At 63.7% G+C, this 19,379-nt stretch carries 17 protein-coding genes; 8 read left to right on the top strand and 9 right to left on the bottom strand.

From position 1 onward, the window contains the following. Window positions 1-17: 17 nt before the first annotated feature. The 3 genes from trmA to HG549_RS21675 all read right to left on the bottom strand — a co-directional run bounded on the left by trmA (window position 18) and on the right by HG549_RS21675 (window position 3,815). Window positions 18-1,103, bottom strand: a complete 1,086-nt coding sequence (gene trmA, locus HG549_RS21685) for a tRNA (uridine(54)-C5)-methyltransferase TrmA (protein ID WP_170032636.1) — start codon at window positions 1,101-1,103, stop codon at window positions 18-20. After that, on the bottom strand, window positions 1,100-2,395 hold the full coding sequence (locus tag HG549_RS21680) for an NCS2 family permease (protein WP_170032634.1): 1,296 nt from the start codon (window positions 2,393-2,395) through the stop codon (window positions 1,100-1,102). The genes trmA and HG549_RS21680 overlap by 4 nt, the downstream gene beginning before the upstream one ends. A 199-nt stretch (window positions 2,396-2,594) precedes the next feature. Continuing rightward, entirely contained in the window at window positions 2,595-3,815 is a 1,221-nt protein-coding gene (locus HG549_RS21675; RefSeq protein ID WP_170032633.1) for an MFS transporter, read from the bottom strand. A 356-nt stretch (window positions 3,816-4,171) separates the two neighbouring features. Between HG549_RS21675 and HG549_RS21670 the strand changes: the two genes are divergently transcribed. The 3 genes from HG549_RS21670 to HG549_RS21660 are packed head-to-tail and all read left to right on the top strand — an operon-like array spanning window position 4,172 to window position 6,784. Next, window positions 4,172-5,608, top strand: a complete 1,437-nt coding sequence (locus HG549_RS21670) for a cytochrome ubiquinol oxidase subunit I (RefSeq protein WP_170032631.1) — start codon at window positions 4,172-4,174, stop codon at window positions 5,606-5,608. A 3-nt stretch (window positions 5,609-5,611) separates the two neighbouring features. Further along, window positions 5,612-6,619, top strand: a complete 1,008-nt coding sequence (gene cydB, locus HG549_RS21665; RefSeq protein ID WP_170032629.1) for a cytochrome d ubiquinol oxidase subunit II — start codon at window positions 5,612-5,614, stop codon at window positions 6,617-6,619. Window positions 6,620-6,628: 9 nt separating this feature from the next. Beyond that, the gene (locus tag HG549_RS21660) at window positions 6,629-6,784 is read left to right on the top strand and encodes a DUF2474 domain-containing protein (protein WP_016713451.1); all 156 of its coding nucleotides are present in this window, start codon (window positions 6,629-6,631) and stop codon (window positions 6,782-6,784) included. A 132-nt stretch (window positions 6,785-6,916) separates the two neighbouring features. Here HG549_RS21660 and HG549_RS21655 read toward each other — a convergent pair whose 3' ends face one another. Further along, window positions 6,917-8,041: a methyltransferase gene (locus HG549_RS21655; protein WP_170032627.1), complete on the bottom strand. Its 1,125-nt coding sequence runs from the start codon at window positions 8,039-8,041 to the stop codon at window positions 6,917-6,919. Between the two features lie 96 nt (window positions 8,042-8,137). Beyond that, a complete protein-coding gene (locus HG549_RS21650; protein WP_170032625.1) occupies window positions 8,138-8,845 on the bottom strand; it encodes an autoinducer binding domain-containing protein in 708 nt (235 codons plus the stop codon). 214 nt (window positions 8,846-9,059) lie between these two features. On the opposite strand from HG549_RS21650, the gene HG549_RS21645 reads away from it, so the two are divergent. Continuing rightward, on the top strand, window positions 9,060-9,836 hold the full coding sequence (locus HG549_RS21645) for a ferredoxin--NADP reductase (protein ID WP_170032623.1): 777 nt from the start codon (window positions 9,060-9,062) through the stop codon (window positions 9,834-9,836). Window positions 9,837-9,870: 34 nt separating this feature from the next. Here the strand turns inward: HG549_RS21645 and mscL are convergent, their stop codons facing one another. Continuing rightward, window positions 9,871-10,290 carry a large-conductance mechanosensitive channel protein MscL gene (mscL, locus tag HG549_RS21640; protein WP_170032621.1) on the bottom strand — a complete coding sequence of 140 codons (420 nt, stop codon included), beginning with the start codon at window positions 10,288-10,290 and terminating at the stop codon, window positions 9,871-9,873. Between the two features lie 176 nt (window positions 10,291-10,466). Between mscL and radA the strand changes: the two genes are divergently transcribed. Continuing rightward, a complete protein-coding gene (gene radA / locus HG549_RS21635) occupies window positions 10,467-11,837 on the top strand; it encodes a DNA repair protein RadA (RefSeq protein ID WP_170032619.1) in 1,371 nt (456 codons plus the stop codon). A 96-nt stretch (window positions 11,838-11,933) separates the two neighbouring features. Here the strand turns inward: radA and HG549_RS21630 are convergent, their stop codons facing one another. Both HG549_RS21630 and HG549_RS21625 read right to left on the bottom strand, forming a co-directional pair. Beyond that, entirely contained in the window at window positions 11,934-13,451 is a 1,518-nt protein-coding gene (locus tag HG549_RS21630) for a nucleobase:cation symporter-2 family protein (protein ID WP_170032618.1), read from the bottom strand. 263 nt (window positions 13,452-13,714) lie between these two features. Next, window positions 13,715-14,077, bottom strand: coding sequence for a PilZ domain-containing protein (locus tag HG549_RS21625; RefSeq protein WP_170032616.1), 363 nt, complete (start codon window positions 14,075-14,077; stop codon window positions 13,715-13,717). Window positions 14,078-14,242: 165 nt separating this feature from the next. Between HG549_RS21625 and HG549_RS21620 the strand changes: the two genes are divergently transcribed. The 3 genes from HG549_RS21620 (at window position 14,243) to yjiA (ending at window position 17,683) form a co-directional block, all read left to right on the top strand. Next, window positions 14,243-16,309, top strand: coding sequence for a carbon starvation CstA family protein (locus HG549_RS21620; RefSeq protein WP_170032614.1), 2,067 nt, complete (start codon window positions 14,243-14,245; stop codon window positions 16,307-16,309). Between the two features lie 13 nt (window positions 16,310-16,322). Then, window positions 16,323-16,520: a YbdD/YjiX family protein gene (locus HG549_RS21615; protein ID WP_029614786.1), complete on the top strand. Its 198-nt coding sequence runs from the start codon at window positions 16,323-16,325 to the stop codon at window positions 16,518-16,520. Between the two features lie 185 nt (window positions 16,521-16,705). After that, the gene (gene yjiA / locus HG549_RS21610) at window positions 16,706-17,683 is read left to right on the top strand and encodes a GTPase (protein WP_170032612.1); all 978 of its coding nucleotides are present in this window, start codon (window positions 16,706-16,708) and stop codon (window positions 17,681-17,683) included. Here the strand turns inward: yjiA and HG549_RS21605 are convergent. Further along, window positions 17,643-19,130: a methylenetetrahydrofolate reductase C-terminal domain-containing protein gene (locus tag HG549_RS21605; RefSeq protein WP_170032610.1), complete on the bottom strand. Its 1,488-nt coding sequence runs from the start codon at window positions 19,128-19,130 to the stop codon at window positions 17,643-17,645. The genes yjiA and HG549_RS21605 overlap by 41 nt on opposite strands. Window positions 19,131-19,379 lie beyond the last annotated feature (249 nt).

The raw sequence follows: 19,379 nt of genomic DNA, 5'->3' as shown, positions 1-19,379 counted from the left end.
CCCCGGCTATCTGCAGGTCAGCGCCGAACCAGCAGAACCCCACTCTCCATGTGGTGGGTATACGGGAACTGATCAAACAACGCACAACGCTCGATGCGGTGGGTGTCGTGCAACTGGGCAATGTTCGCCGCCAGCGTCTCCGGGTTGCAGGAGATGTACAGGATCCGCTCGAAACGCCGGGTCAGCTCGCAGGTGTCCGGGTCCATCCCCGCGCGCGGCGGGTCGACGAACACCGTGCCGAAGTCATAGCTCTTCAGGTCGATGCCTTCCAGCCGGCGGAACGGCCGCACGTCATTCAGTGCCTGGGTCAGTTCTTCCGCCGACAGGCGCACCAGCCGCACGTTATCCACAGCGTTCTCGTCGAGGTTGCTCAGGGCGGCATTGACCGAGGTCTTGCTGATTTCAGTGGCCAGCACCTGGCGCACGCGGGTGGCCAGCGGCAGGGTGAAGTTGCCGTTGCCGCAATACAGTTCCAGCAGGTCGTCTTCGCGCTCGCCGAGCGCCTCGAAGGCCCAGCTCAGCATTTTCTGGTTCACCGCGCCGTTCGGTTGGGTGAATGCGCCTTCCGGCTGGCGATAGCTGAACACGCGGCCTGCCACGTCGAGTTTTTCCACCGCGTAGTCGCGGCCGATCACCAGGCGTTTGCCCTTGGAACGGCCGATCACGCTTACCCCCAGTTCGCCAGCCAGCTGCCGTGCAGCCACTTCCCAGGCCTCATCCAGCGGGCGGTGATAGCACAGGGTGACCATGGCGTCGCCCGCCAGGGTGGTGAGGAACTCTACCTGGAACAGCCGGTTGCCGAGTTCTTCGCTGGCCTGCCAGGCCGCCTTGAGGCGCGGCATCAGCTCGTTGATTCGCTGGCTGGCAATCGGGAAGTCGTCGATCAGGATCGCCTTGTGCTTCTCGCCCGGGGCGAACATGGCGTAGTGACGCTGGCCGTCTTCGCGCCACAGGCGGAATTCGGCGCGCAGGCGGTAGTTCTCGCGCGGCGAGTCGAAGACAGCCGGCTCCGGCGCAGCGAACGGCGCCAGCAGCTCGCGCAGCCGGGCCACCTTGGCCTCCAGCTGGGTGGCGTAGGAAGAGGGGTCGAAAGCAGCACTCATGCGTTGAACCAGCCCAGCTTGATGACGAACAGGATGGAAAGGATCACCAAAGCCGGGTTCAGGTCGCGCTGGCGACCGGAGATCAGCTTGACGGCGGTCCAGGAGATGAAGCCGAAGGCGATGCCGTTGGCGATCGAGTAGGTCAGCGGCATGGCCAGGGCGGTCACCACCACCGGCGCGGCCTCGGTGACGTCGTCCCAGTTTATTTCCGCCAGGCCCGAAGCCATCAGCACCGCGACGAACAGCAGCGCCGGGGCGGTGGCGAAGGCCGGCACGCTACCGGCCAGCGGAGCGAAGAACAGCGCCAGCAGGAACAGCACGGCGACCACGATCGCGGTCAGGCCGGTGCGGCCACCGGCGCTCACGCCGGCGGCGGATTCGATGTAGCTGGTGGTGGTCGAGGTGCCCAGCAACGAACCGGCCATGGCTGCGGTACTGTCGGCAATCAGCGCACGGCCCATCTTCGGCATGTGCCCATCCTTGCCCATCAGCCCGGCGCGCTTGGCCACGCCGATCAGGGTGCCGGAGTTGTCGAACAGGTCGACGAACAGGAAGGCGAAGATCACGCTGACCAGGCCCACGTCCAGCGCACCGGCGATGTCCAGCTGGAGGAAGGTCGGGGCCAGCGACGGCGGCATGGAAACGATGCCACCGAAGGGCGTCACGCCCATCACGATCGAGGCGATGGTCACGGCAAGAATGCCGATCAGCACCGCGCCGCGCACTTTCAGCGATTCCAGGCCGACAATCAGGAAGAAGCCCAGGGTAGCGAGGATCGGTGCCGGCTGCTTGAGGTCGCCCAGGCCCACCAGAGTGGCCGGGTTATCGACGACGATGCCGGCGTTATGCAGGGCGATCAGCGCCAGGAACAGGCCGATACCCGCGGCGATGGCCGAACGCAGTGGCAGCGGGATGCTGTTCACGATCCATTCGCGGATGCGGAAGATCGACAATAGGAAGAACATCACCGCCGACAGGAACACCGCGCCCAGTGCCACCTGCCAGGTGTGGCCCATGTGCAGCACCACGGTGTAGGTGAAGAATGCGTTCAGGCCCATGCCCGGTGCCAGGGCGATCGGGTAGTTGGCGATCAGGCCCATGGTCACCGAACCGATGGCCGCGGCCAGGCAGGTGGCGACGAACACCGCGCCCTTGTCCATGCCGGTCTCGCCGAGGATGCTCGGGTTGACGAACAGGATGTAGGCCATGGCCAGGAAGGTGGTGACGCCCGCGAGAATCTCGGTGCGCACATTGGTGTTGTGTGCTCTTAGTTGAAACAGCCTTTCCAGCATGCCCGCTCCCCGAGGCGCCCCAGGCGCCATCAATCTATCGACCCCAACAGCAAAGCACAGACCGTACCGGTTGCCGTGGTTTTGTGCGGGGCGGAAAAAAGCCGCGCATCATACCAGCATGCTCGGCGGGGGCCTATGGCTGTTGGGGAATGGGTGCTGTATGGCCTGTACCGGCGCCTTCGCGGGCACAGGCTGTGTCTCAACCGTTATGCAACCGATCCCGCTTGGCCAGTGTCGGGAACAGTCTTATCCACACCCCGGTCACCACCAGGGTGCCAATACCACCCATCACCACCGCCGGCACTGTGCCAAACCAGTGCGCCGTCACCCCCGATTCGAACTCGCCGAGCTGGTTCGAGGCACCAATGAACAGGCCATTCACCGCGCTGACCCGGCCGCGCATTTCATCCGGTGTTTCCAGCTGCACGAAGGCGCCGCGGATGACCATGCTGATCATGTCCGCTGCACCCAGCACCACCAGTACCGCGAGCGAGAACCAGAACGAGGTCGACAGGCCGAAGGCAATGGTCGCCACGCCGAATACGCCCACTGCCGTGAACATGGTTCGCCCCACGTTGCGCTCGAACGGGAAACGCGCCAGCCACAGCGACATCAGCAACGCCCCCACCGCCGGCGCCGAGCGCAGCAGGCCCAGGCCCAGCGGCCCTGTCAACAGGATGTCCTTGGCGAACACCGGCAGCAGCGCGGTGGCCCCACCGAGCAATACGGCAAACAGGTCGAGCGAGATGGCGCCGAGGATGTCCGGCCGGCTGCGGATGAAGCGGATGCCGGCCAGCAGCGATTCGATGCTGGCGCGCCCTCGCTGGGCGACCTGGCCGCGTGCCTGCAGGCTCAGGGTCAATATGCAGGCGATGGCGTACAGGGCCACGGTAGGGCCGTACACCCAGATGCTGCCGAAGGCATACAGGAATCCGCCCAAGGCGGGCGCCACGATGGTTGCCGACTGGGTAGCCGACGCCGATGCTGCCACCGCGCGTGGGAACAGCCCGGCCGGCACCACGTTGGGCAGCAACGCCTGGGTCGCCGGCATCTCGAAGGAGCGCGTGGCGCCGAGCAGGAAGGCCAGGGCGAAGATCAGTTCGCGGGTGACGTTGTCGGTGGCGCTGCCCACTGCCAGTGCCAGGGCGATCAGGCCCTGCAGGCTCTGGCACAGGGCGGCGACCTTGCGCCGGTCATAGCGGTCGGCGACATGCCCGGTGTGCAGCATGAACAATACACGCGGGGCGAATTCGACCAGGCCGACCAGGCCCAGGTCGAGCACATTGCCGGTCAACTGGTAAAGGTGCCAGCCAATGGCCACGGTGAGCATCTGGAAGCCGCTGGCAGTGAACACGCGGGCCAGCCAGAAAGCCAGGAAAGGTCGGTGGTGACGCAGCAACTGCGGAGCGGAATCGGACATCGGAAACCTGGAGCGTCGGCACGGTAGAGGGGCTCGCAGCGTATCATCTGTTTGTAACAATTGGTTGCTGTTTGCCCGTATCGGCACTTTTCCAGGCCTTTTTGAAGAGGGTGGGGCAACCGGTCACGCGGCAATCAACCGCACGGCCCGGCGCGCCATTCAGGACTATGCTTCCTAGCATTCGTTGATCTGGATCAATCGTTGCTTTTGCAACGGCTGGCCGACGACGTGGCCCTCTGGGCCGGAATCCCTGCGATCGAACAGAACAATTCCAACACGCCACACTCGATAACCGTGGGGGCAGTGGGCGACAGGGCCAGCAGCCCGGACGCCGGATTATCTGAAGAGGAAGCACCATGTTCGGAATAGAGGCCCTAGAGCTCGCCCGAATGCAGTTTGCCTTTACCGTTTCGTTCCACATCCTGTTCCCGGCCATTACCATCGGCCTGGCCAGCTACCTGGCAGTCCTCGAAGGCCTCTGGTTGCGGACTGACAACCAGGTCTACCGTGACCTCTACCATTTCTGGTCGAAGATCTTTGCCGTCAACTTCGGCATGGGCGTAGTCTCCGGCCTGGTGATGGCCTACCAGTTCGGCACCAACTGGAGCCGCTTCTCCGACTTCGCCGGCGCCATCACCGGCCCCTTGCTCACCTACGAGGTGCTGACCGCATTCTTCCTCGAAGCAGGCTTCCTCGGCGTCATGCTGTTCGGCTGGAACCGCGTCGGCCGCGGCCTGCATTTCTTTTCCACGGTGATGGTAGCGCTCGGCACGCTGGTCTCGACCTTCTGGATCCTCGCCTCCAACAGCTGGATGCAAACCCCGCAAGGCCACGAGATCATCGATGGCCGGGTGGTGCCGGTGGACTGGCTGGCGGTGGTATTCAACCCTTCGTTCCCCTACCGCCTGATGCATATGGCCACCGCCGCGTTCGTTGCCACGGCGTTCTTCGTCGGTGCCTCGGCGGCCTGGCACCTGCTGCGCGGGCGTGACAACCCGGCGGTGCGCAAGATGCTGTCGATGGCCATGTGGATGGCGCTGATCGTGGCACCGATCCAGGCAGTGATCGGTGACTTCCACGGCCTCAACACGCTCAAGCACCAGCCGGTGAAGATCGCCGCGATCGAAGGCCACTGGGAAAACGTGCCCGGCGAGCCGACCCCGCTGATCCTGTTCGGCATCCCCGACATGCAGGCCGAGACCACCCGCTTCAAGCTGGAGATCCCGGCGCTCGGCAGCCTGATCCTGACCCACAGCCTGGACAAGCAGGTGCCGGCGATGAAGGAATTCCCGGCGGAAGACCGGCCCAACTCGACCATCGTCTTCTGGTCGTTCCGGATCATGGTCGGACTGGGGCTGTTGATGATTTTCGTTGGCCTGTGGAGCCTCTGGCTGCGCAAGCGCGGCACGCTCTATACCTCGCGTCCGTTCCTGCATCTGGCCTTGTGGATGGGCCCGTCGGGGCTGATCGCCTTGCTGGCCGGCTGGTTCACCACCGAAATCGGCCGCCAGCCGTGGGTGGTGTACGGCCTGATGCGCACGGCGGACGGTGTGTCCAACCACAGCTACGCCCAGCTCGGCTTCACCCTGGTGGCCTTCGTGGTGGTGTATTTCGCCCTGTTCGGTACCGGCCTTGGCTACATGATGCGCCTGGTGCGCAAAGGCCCGCAGACCGGCGAAGGCGGCGAGCACAGCAGCGGTGGCCCCGGCACCAAACGCACGCCGGCGCGGCCGCTGTCCGCCGCCGATGATGGCCGTGAGGCCAACTCCGCCAGCCTGAGCAAGGAAAACTGAGCCATGGGTATCGACCTTTCGCTGATCTGGGCCGTGATCATCATCTTCGGCGTGATGATGTACGTGGTGATGGATGGTTTCGACCTGGGAATCGGCATGCTCTTCCCGTTCGTCAAGGGCGAGCGTGACCGTGATGTGATGATGAACACCGTCGCCCCCGTCTGGGACGGTAACGAAACCTGGCTGGTACTCGGTGGTGCCGGGCTGTTCGGCGCGTTCCCGATGGCCTACTCGGTGGTGCTGGAGGCGCTGTACCTGCCGTTGATCCTGATGCTGATCGGCCTGATCTTCCGCGGCGTGGCCTTCGAGTTCCGCTTCAAGGCCAAGGACGACAAGCGCCATATCTGGGACAAGGCATTCATCTGGGGCTCGCTGGTGGCCACTTTCTTCCAGGGCGTGGCCCTGGGCGCGTTCCTGGAGGGCTTCAAGGTGGTCGACCGGCATTTCGCCGGTGGTACGCTCGACTGGCTCACCCCGTTCAGCCTGTTCTGTGGCCTGGGGCTGATTGTTGCCTACACCCTGTTGGGCTGCACCTGGCTGATCATGAAGACCGAAGGCGCGCTACAGCAGAAGATGCACGACATTGCCCGCCCTCTGGCGCTGGTGTTGTTGGCGGTGATCGGCATTGTCAGCCTGTGGACACCAATCGCCTACCCACAGATCGCCGACCGCTGGTTCAGCATGCCTAACCTGGTCTGGTTCATGCCGGTGCCAATCCTGGTGCTGGTCACCTTCTACGGCTTGCTCAAGGCGGTGGCGCGCAATGCCCACTACACGCCGTTCCTGCTCACCCTGGTGCTGATATTCCTCGGCTACAGCGGCCTGGGCATCAGCCTGTGGCCGAACATCATCCCGCCGTCGATCTCGATCTGGGATGCTGCGGCGCCGCCGCAGAGCCAGGGCTTCATGCTGGTGGGCACCCTGTTCATCCTGCCGTTCATCCTCATGTACACCTTCTGGAGCTATTACGTGTTCCGCGGCAAGGTTACCCACGAAGACGGCTATCACTAGGAGGGCCGCATGATGACCGGCAAGCATGGCTTGGAAGAGAAAAAGCCCCTGTGGCAGCGGCTGGGCTGGCTGCTGCTGATCTGGGCGATGAGCGTGGCAGCGCTGGGTGTGGCGGCCTGGGTCATGCGCCTGTTCATGGGGGCAGCGGGGTTGACCACCCATTGAACCAATGGGGGCGCTGTGCGCCCCTTTCGCGACACAAGGCCGTTTCTGCAGAGATGCGCGACTATCTGAATGATCGCGATCCCTGTAGGAGCGGCCTTGTGTCGCGATGGGCTGCAAAGCAGCCCCAAAGGCCTACTTACGGGCCTTCAGGATGACGAACTTGGGCGTAGCCGCGACCTGCTCCACGCCCCGGAACAACCGCGCCAGCTTGCTGTGATAACCCAGGTGCCGGTTGCCCACGATATACAGCGCGCCGCCCACCACCAATGCCTCACGCGCCTGCTGGAACATGCGCCAGGCAAGGAAATCGCCCACTACCTGCTGCTGGTGGAACGGCGGGTTGCAGAGCACCACGTCCAGTGATTGTTTTTCTACCCCGGCCAACCCGTCGGCTGCTTCGAACCGCGCCGGGCGCTCGCCCAGCGCGGCCTGCCAGTTTTCCTGCGCCGACTGCACTGCCATGTACGACTCGTCAACCAGCGTGTACTCGGCCTCGGGATTGGCCAGGGCGCTGGCAATCGCCAGCACACCGTTGCCGCAGCCCAGGTCCGCCACCCGGGCACGGCCGAGGTCGCGTGGCAGGTGCGGCAGGAAGGCGCGGGTGCCGATGTCCAGGCCTTCACGGCAGAACACGTTGGCGTGGTTGACCAGCTCCAGCGCTGGCGTGTCGAGGCGGTAGCGGCTGGGGTAGGGCGAACGCGCGGCAGGCCGGGTGGCCACTGTCGCGGTCAGCAAGCGGGCCTTCTTCTGCGCCAGCGAGGCCTGCACCGGGCCGATGTATTTCTCCATCAGGTCACCGGCAGCCCTGGGCAGATGCTTGATCATCGCCCCGGCAATCACCTGTGCCCCGGGCGCCAGGTGGCCTTGCAGGCGGATCAGTTGCTCTTCGAGCAGGGCCAGGGTCTTGGGCACCCGCAGCAGCACTCGATCGAACGCGCCTTGCCAGTGTTCGCTGGCCGGTACGAAGGGCACGCTGTCGAACGGCAGGCCATTGCGTGCCAGGTTTTTCTCCAGGGCCAGATGTGCCAGGTGCGAATCGCCACTACTCACGACCTGGAGTTTGCCCGCCAGGCTGGCCGCCAGGGCGCCGAAGCTGTCATTGAGCACCAGCACCCGGCAATCGGCCGCCGGAGCCTGTTCGTGCAACTGCGCAAGCAGGTATTCGTCGGCTGCATCGAAAGCCTGCAAGGGGTCGTTGGCCTGTTCCGGCTGGCGGATCAGGTCGAGTTCGGCGTAGGGGGTGGTCAACAGGGGCATGGCGTCTGGCTCGGCAACGAATCTGCCCGTTGCGGTTCGCCGCGGGCTTTGCCGGGCGATTCTACAGGGCTTTGCCCGAGGTCGCAGGTTTGCCGTTCAGATCCAGCCGCGCAGGGCAGCAATGGCGATGGCGCCGGCCTTGTTGGCGGCGTTGGTCTTGGTGATCACGCTGCGGATATGGAAATTCACCGTGCTTTGCGACAGCGACAGGATGCAGGCGACGTCGGCAGCAGTCTTGCCGGCGGCTGACCATTTCAGTACTTCCAGCTCCCGCTCGCTCATCTTCGGCTGCTGCGGGCACAGTGCATTCAGGTGATGTTCGCCAAGCACCGCATGCAGGGTGTGGCACAGCCACTGGACACTACCGGCCTTGCCATACAGTTCGGCCGTGTCGATGCTACCGGTGGGCCTGGCCACGCTGATCTGGCTTTCATTGTGCTGCAAGTCGTGCAGTGACTGTGTCCAGCCATGGCGCAGCCCACACCGGCTGGCCGCTGCACGAAACTGAGGGGCTTCGCGATACAGTTCGTCGGTCCAGAGCACGGGCATGGTCGAACTGTGGCTTACAGTGGCTGCCGCGTCCTGCTTGTAGAGCTCATCGTGTTGGTACAGTTCGATCCATTCGTTCGGGTAATTGCTGTAGAGGTACAGCCGTGGCGTTTGCGTAGCGATCTGGATACGGATGTTCAGCCCCAGGTAGACCATGCCCAGGTCCTGGGCCAGGTGCACTGCGATATCAAACAGTTTTTGCGGGCTGCGCTCACTGACGAACGCCTGAAGATGTTCGGGTTTCCAGGGAAGCATCTGAAACACTCCTTGATGTCGCAGTATCCAATCCGTTTGAGCACCCGGTTGATTGTAGGAAAAGACCTAGCGAAGCGTTGGGATTTTTTTGTTATAGCGAGCAGGATTTTCCGTAACTTCGTCATCATCGTGCTTGATGAGGCCCTACAAAGCAGTGGTTTTTATCCGCGCCACTTTGCGCGACACTGTGCACACGCCAACCCTGGAGCCCGATATGACCGCTAGCGCCGAAAAGTTCACCCGCCAGACCCTGCTCGATGTTCAGCCGCTCACGCCGAACCTCTTCAGCCTGCGGGTTACGCGCGATGCGGGGTTTCGCTTCCGTTCCGGCCAGTTCGCCCGCCTGGGTGTGACCAAGGCTGATGGCAGTGTGGTCTGGCGCGCCTATTCGATGGTCAGTGCCCCTCATGACGAGTACCTCGATTTCTTCTCCATCGTGGTGCCCGGGGGCGAATTCACCAGCGAGCTGAGCCGGCTGGAGGCGGGCGATAGCTTGTTGATCGACCGCCAGGCCTTCGGTTTCCTGACCCTCGACCGCTTCGTCGGTGGCCGCGACTTGTGGTTGCTGGCCACCGGTACCGGCATTGCGCCGTTCATGTCGATCCTGCAGGACTTCGAGGCCTGGGAGCGTTTCGACAACATCAAGCTGGTGTACTCGGTGCGGGAAGCGAAAGAGCTGGCCTATGTGGAGGAAATCGCCGGGCTGGAGCAGCGCGACTACCTGGCCGAATTCGCCGGCAAGTTGCAGTTCATTCCGGTGGTGACCCGCGAGCAGCACCCGGGGGCCCTGAATGCGCGCATCACCACGCTGATCGAGAATGGCCAGTTGGAGAAGGCAGCGGGGCTGGAGCTGTCAGCGGAACATTCGCGGGTAATGCTGTGTGGTAACCCGGAGATGGTCGACGAAACCCGCAAGGTGCTGAAGGCGCGGGACTTGCAGCTGAGCCTGAGCAAGCGGCCGGGGCAGGTGGCGGTGGAAGCCTACTGGTAAGGCGATTGGGGCTGCAAGGCAGCCCCCGGCGATCTCAGGGCAGGCGGTTCTGGTTCTGCGTCTTGAGCAGATCGCGAATTTCGGTCAGCAGGGTCTCTTCGGCACTCGGTACTGGTGGTGCAGTCGGCGCCACGGCCTCTTCACGCTTGAGCCGGTTGATTGCCTTCACCCCCATGAAGATGGCAAACGCCACGATCAGGAAGTCGATCACGGTCTGGATGAACTTGCCATAGGCCAGCACCACAGCCGGTGCATCACCTTCGGCGGCCTTCAGGGTAATGGCCAGGTCGCTGAAGTCGACACCACCGATCAACAGGCCCAGTGGCGGCATGACCACGTCACCAACGAAGGACGAGACGATCTTGCCGAAGGCTGCGCCGATGATGATACCGACCGCCATGTCGACGACATTGCCTTTGACCGCGAAGGCCTTGAACTCACTGATCATGCCCATGTCTGGTTCCTTGTAACAAAAGGTAAGGTTTACGCAGTGTAAGCCACTTAAACGCTTCATGCGTTATGTTCAGGGCTTGCGACTGCGGTTAGAACGAATAGTTTTGTCGCATCTCGAGGCGTTCGAGACACGTCCAGCTCGGCTATCATGGCGGTTTTTTCCAGGAGACCCCAGCCATGGCCAAGGCCAAGCGCTTGTATGGCTGCACCGAGTGCGGTGCGACCTTCCCCAAATGGGCCGGCCAGTGTGGCGAATGCGGGGCCTGGAACACCCTGGTCGAAACCATGATCGAAAGCGCCGGTGCCGCCGCGCCCGGCAACGGCCGCACTGGCTGGGCCGGGCAGCAGGCGCAGATCAAGACCCTGGCCGAAGTCAGCGTCGAGGAAATCCCGCGTTTCACCACCAGCAGCACGGAACTCGACCGCGTGCTGGGCGGCGGCCTGGTGGATGGCTCGGTGGTGCTGATCGGTGGCGACCCCGGTATCGGCAAGTCGACCATCCTGTTGCAGACCCTGTGCAACATCGCCGTCGGCATGCCGGCACTGTACGTGACCGGCGAGGAATCGCAGCAGCAGGTGGCGATGCGCTCGCGGCGCCTGGGCCTGCCGCAGGACCAGCTCAAGGTGATGACCGAAACCTGCATCGAAACCATCATCGCCACGGCGCGTCAGGAGAAGCCGCGGGTGATGGTCATCGACTCGATCCAGACCATTTTCACCGAGCAGCTGCAATCGGCACCTGGCGGCGTGGCCCAGGTGCGCGAAAGTACGGCGTTGCTGGTGCGCTATGCCAAGCAGAGTGGTACGGCAATCTTCCTGGTCGGCCACGTGACCAAGGAAGGCTCGCTGGCCGGGCCACGGGTTCTCGAGCACATGGTCGACACCGTGCTGTATTTCGAAGGCGAGTCCGATGGCCGCCTGCGCCTGCTGCGGGCTGTGAAGAACCGCTTCGGTGCTGTCAACGAACTGGGCGTGTTCGGCATGACCGACCGCGGCCTGAAAGAAGTATCCAACCCGTCGGCGATCTTCCTCAACCGCGCCCAGGAAGAAGTGCCGGGTAGCGTGGTGATGGCGACCTGGGAAGGCACCCGGCCGATGCTGGTGGAAGTGCAGGCGCTGGTCGATGACAGCCACCTGGCCAACCCACGACGGGTGACCCTGGGCCTGGACCAGAACCGCCTGGCCATGTTGCTGGCGGTGTTGCACCGGCATGGTGGCATTCCAACCCATGACCAGGACGTGTTCCTCAACGTGGTGGGCGGGGTGAAGGTGCTGGAAACCGCCTCCGACCTGGCGTTGCTGGCGGCGGTGATGTCGAGCCTGCGCAACCGGCCACTGGCCCATGGCTTGCTGGTGTTTGGCGAGATCGGCCTGTCCGGCGAAGTGCGGCCGGTACCCAGTGGCCAGGAACGCTTGAAGGAAGCGGCCAAGCATGGCTTCAAGCGGGCCATCGTGCCCAAGGGCAACGCGCCGAAAGAGCCCCCGGCGGGGCTGCAGGTGATCGCCGTTACCCGGCTGGAGCAGGCCCTGGATGCGCTGTTCGAGTAACCCGTAGCCGGTCCTGGCGACAGGGCCGCGGCAGGCAAACAAAAAAGGGGCCGACGATGCGCATCGGCCCCCCCCACCTCACCGCTCAGTCAGCGGTCAATGTTCGGCGACCGGCGTGCGCCTGACCGTCTCATTGCCATGCTCATCCAGCTCCAGCATCGGCACTTCATTACCCTCGGCATCGAACAGCTTGCCATCCTTGAAGTAATCGCCATCACGCAGCGCTGAAATGTCCGAGTACTGGATGGTGCGCTCGTAGGCTGCCGCGAACACCGACTGGTTTTCCGAGTTGCCGGCGGTGAAGTGGTTGAAGATCAGGTTCAGCAGGATGGCCATGATTGCCGCCGAGCTGATACCGGAGTGGAAAATGGTCTCGAACCAGTTCGGGAAGTGGTGGTAGAAGGTCGGTGCGGCAATCGGGATCATGCCGAAGCCCAGCGAGGCGGCGACGATGATCAGGTTGACGTTGTTCTTGTAGTTGACCTTGGACAGGGTGCGGATACCGCTGGCTGCCACGGTGCCGAACAGCACGATGCCGGCGCCCCCCAGTACCGGCGTCGGCACGGCAGCAATCACCCGGCCCATGATCGGCAGCAGGCCGAGTACCACCAGGATTACGCCACCGGTGGCCACCACGTAGCGGCTCTTGACCCCGGTCACCGCCACCAGGCCCACGTTCTGGGCGAACGCGCTCTGGGTGAACGAGCCGAAGATCGGCGCCAGGATGCTCGACGCCATGTCGGCGCGCAGGCCGTTGCCCAGGCGCTTGGAGTCGACCTTGGTGTCGATGATCTCACCCACGGCGAGGATGTCGGCCGAGGTTTCCACCAGGGTCACCATGATCACGATGCACATCGACAGGATCGCGGCAATGTGGAATTCCGGCATGCCGAAGTGGAACGGCGTGGGGAAGGCGAACACCGGGCCCTCGGTGACCTTGCTGAAGTCGGTCATGCCCAGTGCCCAGGCAATCAGGGTGCCGACCACCATCGCCAGCAGGATCGACAGGCGCGAGATGGTCGCACTGCCGAGCTTGCTCAGCAGCAGCACGATGGCGAAGGTCAGCGCCGCCAGGCCGATGTTGGCCACGCTGCCGAACTCTGGCGAGGCGCTATTGCCGCCCATCACCCAGCGGGCGGCCACCGGCATCAGGGTCAGGCCGATGGTGGTGATGACGATACCGGTCACCAGCGGCGGAAAGAACTTGGTAATGCGCGAGAACACCGGGGTAATGAGAAAGCCGATCAGCGACGCGGCCATGACTGCGCCGAGTACGCCTGGCAGGCCACCGCCGCCTTCGCTGCTGAGGATCGCCCCCATGGTCGCCACGCCAGCGAACGACACGCCCTGCACCAGCGGTAGCTGGCAACCGAAGAATGGCAGGCCCAGTGTCTGCAGCAGGGTGGCCAGGCCACCGGCAAACAGCGAAGCGGCGATCAGCATGCCGATTTCGGCGCCGTTCAGGCCCGCGGCCTGCCCCAGGATCAGGGGTACCGCGACGATCCCCCCATACATGGTCAGCACATGCTGCAGACCATAAGCCAGGTTGGCCCCAAGGCCGAGGTTTTCGTCCTCGGGGCGCTTGGCGGGAGACGTGCTAGGGGACGTAGTCATGGAGCAGGCTCTCTGTTTATTGTTGTGTCGCTACTGTAGACATTTCCGACAAATGAATGCCACAAGAATTGTATACAATTTTTTGATCCGAGCGCGCACAAGGGCGCTGGCGCTAGGCACCAGAGCCCAATGCAGGAGGCGTACCATGTTGGAAAAGGCTGGGTTAGAGGGGTGTGTACAATACGTCGCGACCCAGGCTTAAAGCTGTCTGGGTAGACAGGAAACACGAGGTGCGGATTTTCTTAGCTAGCTAAGAGATCCCATTATTCGATCAGTTCACGCAGTTCGCGCATCATTTCGGTGCTGTCGGCCAGGTTCAGTTCCACAAGACGGTGCAAGTGGGACATCGACTCGACGTCGATGTACAGGCAGATGAAGCCCAGGCGGGTGGGCTCCTCATGGCGCAGTTCCACCTGCATCTGCACCCGCACATCGCGGTCCAGGTGGATGACCGCATCGAAGTCCTGGGTAAGGTCGGCATCCCACGGCTCGGGGCGCTTGACCAGCAGGCCCTTCAGCGACACATCCAGCAGTTTTACCGGCCAGCGGCGGTCGCCCTGGCGCAGTTCGGTGGGGGCATCGAAGTCGATGCGGCGGAAGCGCCGACGCTCGTCGTGATCGCTCATGGGAAGGCCCTCGGATGACATCCTGACTATAGTGAGTTTGATCTGTGCATCAGGTACCGCAATCTGGCCGCAGAGGCTCTAGGCCAAAGCAAGTGTGGCAATGCGCGATGACACGCCCTAGACTCGATGGGCGGTCTTTTCCAATCCACCAGCTGGAAGCAAACCATGAACAACAATAATAGCCTGCTACGCCACATTCCGTGGCTGGCGCTGGCAGTCATAGGAGCCTGCGCGCTGGGTGTGGTCGCCCTGCGTCGCGGCGAGGCGATCAATGCCTTGTGGATCGTGGTCGCGGCAGTGGCCATCTACCTGGTCGCCTATCGTTACTACAGCCTGTTCATCGCCACCAAGGTGATGCAACTCGACCCGCGCCGTGCCACCCCGGCGGTGCTCAACAACGACGGCCTGGACTACGTTCCGACCAACAAACACATCCTCTTCGGTCACCACTTCGCCGCTATCGCCGGTGCAGGCCCGTTGGTCGGGCCGGTACTCGCCGCGCAGATGGGTTACCTGCCCGGCACGCTGTGGCTGATCGCCGGCGTGGTGCTGGCCGGTGCGGTGCAGGACTTCATGGTCCTGTTCCTGTCCACCCGCCGCAACGGCCGCTCGCTGGGCGACATGGTGCGCGAGGAGATGGGCCGCATTCCCGGCACCATCGCCCTGTTCGGCTGCTTCCTGATCATGATCATCATCCTTGCGGTGCTGGCGCTGATCGTGGTCAAGGCCCTGGCCGAGAGCCCATGGGGCATGTTCACGGTGATGGCGACCATCCCGATCGCGATGTTCATGGGCGTCTACATGCGCTACATCCGCCCGGGCCGCATCGGCGAAATCTCGGTGGTCGGCGTGGTCCTGCTGCTGGCCTCGATTTGGCTGGGGGGCCAGATTGCCGCAGATCCGGTGTGGGGCCCGGCGTTCACCTTCACTGGTGTGCAGATCACCTGGATGCTGGTGGGCTACGGCTTCGTCGCCGCCGTGCTGCCGGTATGGCTGGTGCTGGCGCCGCGTGACTACCTGTCGACCTTCCTCAAGATCGGCACCATCGTCGGCCTGGCCATCGGTATCCTGATCATCGCGCCCGAGCTGAAAATGCCGGCGCTGACCCAGTTCACCGACGGTACCGGGCCGGTGTGGAAGGGCACCCTGTTCCCGTTCCTGTTCATCACCATTGCCTGTGGTGCGGTGTCCGGCTTCCATGCGCTGATCTCTTCGGGGACCACGCCCAAGCTGCTCGACAACGAAACCAACGCCCGCTACATCGGCTACGGCGGCATGCTGATGGAATCGTTCGTCGCCATCATGGCCATGGTCGCCGCCTCGGTGATCGAGCCTGGCGTGTACTTCGCCATGAACAGCCCGGCCGCCGTGGTCGGTGCCGACGTGGCATCGGTGGCGCAAACGGTCAGCAGCTGGGGCTTCCTGATCACCCCGGAACAGCTCGAGGCCACGGCCCGCGACATCGGCGAGCATACCGTCCTGGCGCGTGCCGGTGGTGCACCGACCCTGGCGGTGGGGATCGCGCAGATCCTCCACCAGGTGCTGCCGGGTGAGAACACCATGGCCTTCTGGTACCACTTCGCGATCCTGTTCGAGGCGCTGTTCATCCTTACCGCGGTCGACGCCGGTACCCGTGCCGGGCGCTTCATGCTGCAGGACCTGCTGGGCAGCTTCGTGCCGGCGCTCAAGCGCACCGAGTCGTGGACTGCCAACCTGATCGGCACCGCCGGCTGCGTGGCGCTGTGGGGCTACCTGCTGTACCAGGGGGTGATCGACCCGCTGGGTGGCATCAACACGCTGTGGCCGCTGTTTGGTATCTCCAACCAGATGCTGGCCGGTATCGCCCTGATGCTCGGCACCGTGGTGCTGATCAAGATGAAGCGCCAGCGCTATGTCTGGGTCACGCTGCTGCCGGCCGTGTGGCTGCTGATCTGCACCACCACCGCAGGCCTGATCAAGCTGTTCGACCCGAACCCGGCGGTGGGCTTCCTGGCCCTGGCCAAGAAGTACAGCACCGCGCTGGAAGCCGGCCAGGTACTGGCCCCGGCCAAGGATATCGGGCAGATGCAGCACGTGATCTTCAACGCCTACACCAACGCCGGCCTGACCGTGCTGTTCCTGGTGGTGGTGTTCAGTGTGCTGTTCTTTGCCGTCAAGGTCGGTTTCGCCGCCCTCGGCCGCAAGGAGCGTACCGACAAGGAAACCCCGTTCCAGGCCCTGCCTGACGCTTGAGAGGACTGCTGCGATGTTCAACGACCTGGGTCGACTGGGTAAATACCTGGGGCAGGCAGCCCGCCTGATGGTCGGCATGCCCGACTATGACAACTATGTCGAGCACATGCAGAAGACGCACCCGGACCAGCCGGTGATGAGCTACGAGGCGTTCTTCCGTGAACGCCAGGAAGCGCGTTATGGTGGCAAGTCCGGGCCCAAGTGCTGCTAAGTCCAGGCTAGCGCAGTACTGTGCAGGAGCGGCCTTGTGCCGCGATCGGGCCGCAACGTGGCCCCGGCAATTTTGGCTGCGAAGCTGAAAATCCGGGGCCGCGTTGCGGCCCGATCGCGACACAAGGCCGCTCCTGCAGGGCTCGCGCTCCCCCCGTCCATTCCACTGCACAGGAGATGTTCTGCGTGCAGACGCCTATTCCCGTAACCGTACTCACCGGCTTCCTCGGCGCTGGCAAGACCACCCTGCTCAAGTACATGCTCAAGGCCGAGCATGGCTTGAAGATCGCCGTGATCGAGAACGAATTCAGCGAGGCCGGCATCGACAGCCAGCTGCTCGGCGACGAGCCGGTGCAAGTGATGACCCTGGCCAACGGCTGCGTGTGCTGCAGCATCCATGGCGACCTGACTCGCGCCCTGTACCTGCTGCTCGAACGCCTGGATGCAGGCGAGATCGCCTTCGACCGCCTGGTGATCGAATGCACCGGCCTGGCCGACCCGGCGCCGGTGGCGCAAACCTTCTTCATCGATGAAGAACTGCGTGAGCGCTATATCCTCGACGGCATCATCACCCTGGTCGATGCCGCGCATGCCGAGCTGCACCTGACCCAGGCCATTGCCCAGGCCCAGGTCGGCTTTGCCGATCGCCTGCTGCTGAGCAAGACCGACCTGGTCGAGCCGGCTGTGGTCGAGGCGCTGGGCGAACGCCTGGCCCGCATCAATGGCCGTGCGGCGATCCGCGTGGTCGAGCATGGCCGCATCGACCTGACGGAACTGCTGGATGTGCGTGGGTTCAACCTCAACCCCGACCTGGGCGCGAACCTGAAGCCAGCGCTGCGCCCGCTGTTCAAGCCCGCTACCCCGGACCGCATCGCCACCTTGGTGCTGCGCACGCAAACCGCTTTGGACATCGACCGCCTCAGCGACTTCATGAACGAGCTGCTGGAAACCCACGGCAAGCAGCTGTTGCGCTACAAGGGTGTGCTGAACATTGCCGGCGAGGCGCGCAAGCTGGTATTCCAGGGCGTGCTCAAGCTCTACGGCTTCGATTGGGATGTCGAATGGGCCGAAGGTGAAACCCGCGAAAGCGTGCTGGTGTTCATCGCCGACGAACTGCCCGAAGCTACGATTCGGGCTGGGTTCGAGGCGTTGGCTGCGGGCTGAGCTGGCGCGGCGTCTGCGCCTGAAACCATTGCGGCCACGAGCTGCGGTGGCGGGTCTCGACCTCGATGCACGGGATCAGGCGCTCGCTCAGCACCGCCGTCTGCCGTACCGCTTTGGCCGTGCGGTACTTGACGCTGTGAATGCACTCGCGATCGCCAAACTCGCAACGGTTCAGCGCAGTACCGCCGCAAGGGCCGTTGGCCAGGCCCTTGGGGCAGGTTTCCGGGCAGATGTACAGGGTGTCTTCCAGGCGGCAACGGCCGCAGGTATCACAGCCTACCAGCGGCTGCTTCACCGCGCGTTCCACCGTGTGCAGTACCTGCGCGCCAAGGCGCGTGGCCCACAACGGCTGGCGCACCGCCCAGCCAAATGCCTTGCTCAGGGCATTGCGGCGGCTGAACAACAGCGCATGCATGCCATGCATCAGGTGATAGTGCGCCTTCTCCGCAAATGAGGCAGCGACCCGTGATTCGCCCTGGCGCCAACCAGCCTGTGGCGGGTGGAAACTGACCGCCGGCAGGCCAGGCATCTGCCAACTGGCGTGCCAGGCCGGCGCCCAGTGTTCCAGCGTTTCGATTTGCGCTTGCCAATGCTCGAGGCGTGCTTCCAGCGCCAACAACTGCTTGAGTTCATGAATCCCTGACAGGTGCACACCGGCATAGCCCATCAGCTTGACGCCGATGATCTGCAGCGCCAGGCGGTCGACGCTACGTGCCTGGGCAAAGGCCTTGGACTGGGCCGCTTCAGCTTCGAGCAGGTCGCGCATGGACGGCGTGACGGTCACCCCGGCGACATGGTCGAGCATCGCCGCGCGCCCATGGGTAAGGCTCATGAGGCAGGCCAGCATCGGCCTGGGCGTGGCCTGGCGGCTCATCCAGTGCATGGCTTCCTGATGCTTGTCGGCATCGAAGCCCAGTTGCAGGGTGAAAAAATCGGCGCCTGCCGCCAGCTTTTTCTCGGCCTTGAAGTACTGGGCGCCGCCTTCTTCCTCACAGTACTTGAACGGGTTGAGGGCCGCGCCAAGCAGCCAGTGCGGGCAGGCCTGGCGGGCAATCTGCAGGGCAGCGACCGACTCCAGGTAGCGCACCGGGCGTTGGCCAGGCTGGTGGCCGGGCAGGCGGTCGCCGGTCAGTAGCAGCAACTGGTCGAGGCCGGCCGCATCCATGCGTTGCAGTTGGGCGAGCAAGTGATGGCGTTCGCGGTCCTTGCCGGAGAAGTGCGGCAGGGCCGGTACCGGGTTGCTGAACGAGGCGAGAGCATCCAGCGGTGACATGTCCAGCGGGCTGCCGACGCGGTCGCCGATGGCCACCGTCATTGGCCAGCCGCACAGATGCGCGCGGGCCAGGATTGCCTCCATGGCAGCGAAACGTTCTGCCGAGGGCTTGGGGACGAATTCCATGACGCAGACGAAGGTGTTTTCGCGCAGCGCGGTTTTCAGCAGGCTCATGGGGCCGGGTACCTGGTGTGGTCAGGGTGGCATTGTGCGGCAGAAGGCGGGTGGGGTCATGCTCTGAATGAGACATGTGTGTGCCTGTGCCGGCCTCTTCGCGGGCGCGCCCGCTCCCACAGGTGTTGCATGAACCTGGACGCATGTGGGAGCGGGCATGCCCGCGATGGGGCCAGTACAGACAGCACAAATTCAGGATCATGAGAAATTCTTGAGTTCATCTCAAATTTAATGAGTTTGTCTCAAGAT

The organism is Pseudomonas sp. SK (assembly GCF_012975065.1).
GTDB classification, from domain to species: Bacteria; Pseudomonadota; Gammaproteobacteria; order Pseudomonadales; family Pseudomonadaceae; genus Aquipseudomonas; species Aquipseudomonas anuradhapurensis.
This window is presented reverse-complemented; position numbering and strand designations above follow the sequence as displayed.

What these genes read in the sequence shown, in the direction of transcription:
- HG549_RS21675 (WP_170032633.1), bottom strand. Translation starts at nt 3,815, where the DNA reads ATGTCCGATTCCGCTCCGCAGTTGCTGCGTCACCACCGACCTTTCCTG.
- HG549_RS21630 (WP_170032618.1), bottom strand. Translation starts at nt 13,451, where the DNA reads ATGACTACGTCCCCTAGCACGTCTCCCGCCAAGCGCCCCGAGGACGAA.
- HG549_RS21680 (WP_170032634.1), bottom strand. Translation starts at nt 2,395, where the DNA reads ATGCTGGAAAGGCTGTTTCAACTAAGAGCACACAACACCAATGTGCGC.
- HG549_RS21605 (WP_170032610.1), bottom strand. Translation starts at nt 19,130, where the DNA reads ATGAGCCTGCTGAAAACCGCGCTGCGCGAAAACACCTTCGTCTGCGTC.
- HG549_RS21650 (WP_170032625.1), bottom strand. Translation starts at nt 8,845, where the DNA reads ATGCTTCCCTGGAAACCCGAACATCTTCAGGCGTTCGTCAGTGAGCGC.
- cydB (WP_170032629.1), top strand. Translation starts at nt 5,612, where the DNA reads ATGGGTATCGACCTTTCGCTGATCTGGGCCGTGATCATCATCTTCGGC.
- radA (WP_170032619.1), top strand. Translation starts at nt 10,467, where the DNA reads ATGGCCAAGGCCAAGCGCTTGTATGGCTGCACCGAGTGCGGTGCGACC.
- HG549_RS21615 (WP_029614786.1), top strand. Translation starts at nt 16,323, where the DNA reads ATGTTCAACGACCTGGGTCGACTGGGTAAATACCTGGGGCAGGCAGCC.
- HG549_RS21660 (WP_016713451.1), top strand. Translation starts at nt 6,629, where the DNA reads ATGATGACCGGCAAGCATGGCTTGGAAGAGAAAAAGCCCCTGTGGCAG.
- HG549_RS21670 (WP_170032631.1), top strand. Translation starts at nt 4,172, where the DNA reads ATGTTCGGAATAGAGGCCCTAGAGCTCGCCCGAATGCAGTTTGCCTTT.
- HG549_RS21620 (WP_170032614.1), top strand. Translation starts at nt 14,243, where the DNA reads ATGAACAACAATAATAGCCTGCTACGCCACATTCCGTGGCTGGCGCTG.
- HG549_RS21655 (WP_170032627.1), bottom strand. Translation starts at nt 8,041, where the DNA reads ATGCCCCTGTTGACCACCCCCTACGCCGAACTCGACCTGATCCGCCAG.
- mscL (WP_170032621.1), bottom strand. Translation starts at nt 10,290, where the DNA reads ATGGGCATGATCAGTGAGTTCAAGGCCTTCGCGGTCAAAGGCAATGTC.
- HG549_RS21645 (WP_170032623.1), top strand. Translation starts at nt 9,060, where the DNA reads ATGACCGCTAGCGCCGAAAAGTTCACCCGCCAGACCCTGCTCGATGTT.
- HG549_RS21625 (WP_170032616.1), bottom strand. Translation starts at nt 14,077, where the DNA reads ATGAGCGATCACGACGAGCGTCGGCGCTTCCGCCGCATCGACTTCGAT.
- trmA (WP_170032636.1), bottom strand. Translation starts at nt 1,103, where the DNA reads ATGAGTGCTGCTTTCGACCCCTCTTCCTACGCCACCCAGCTGGAGGCC.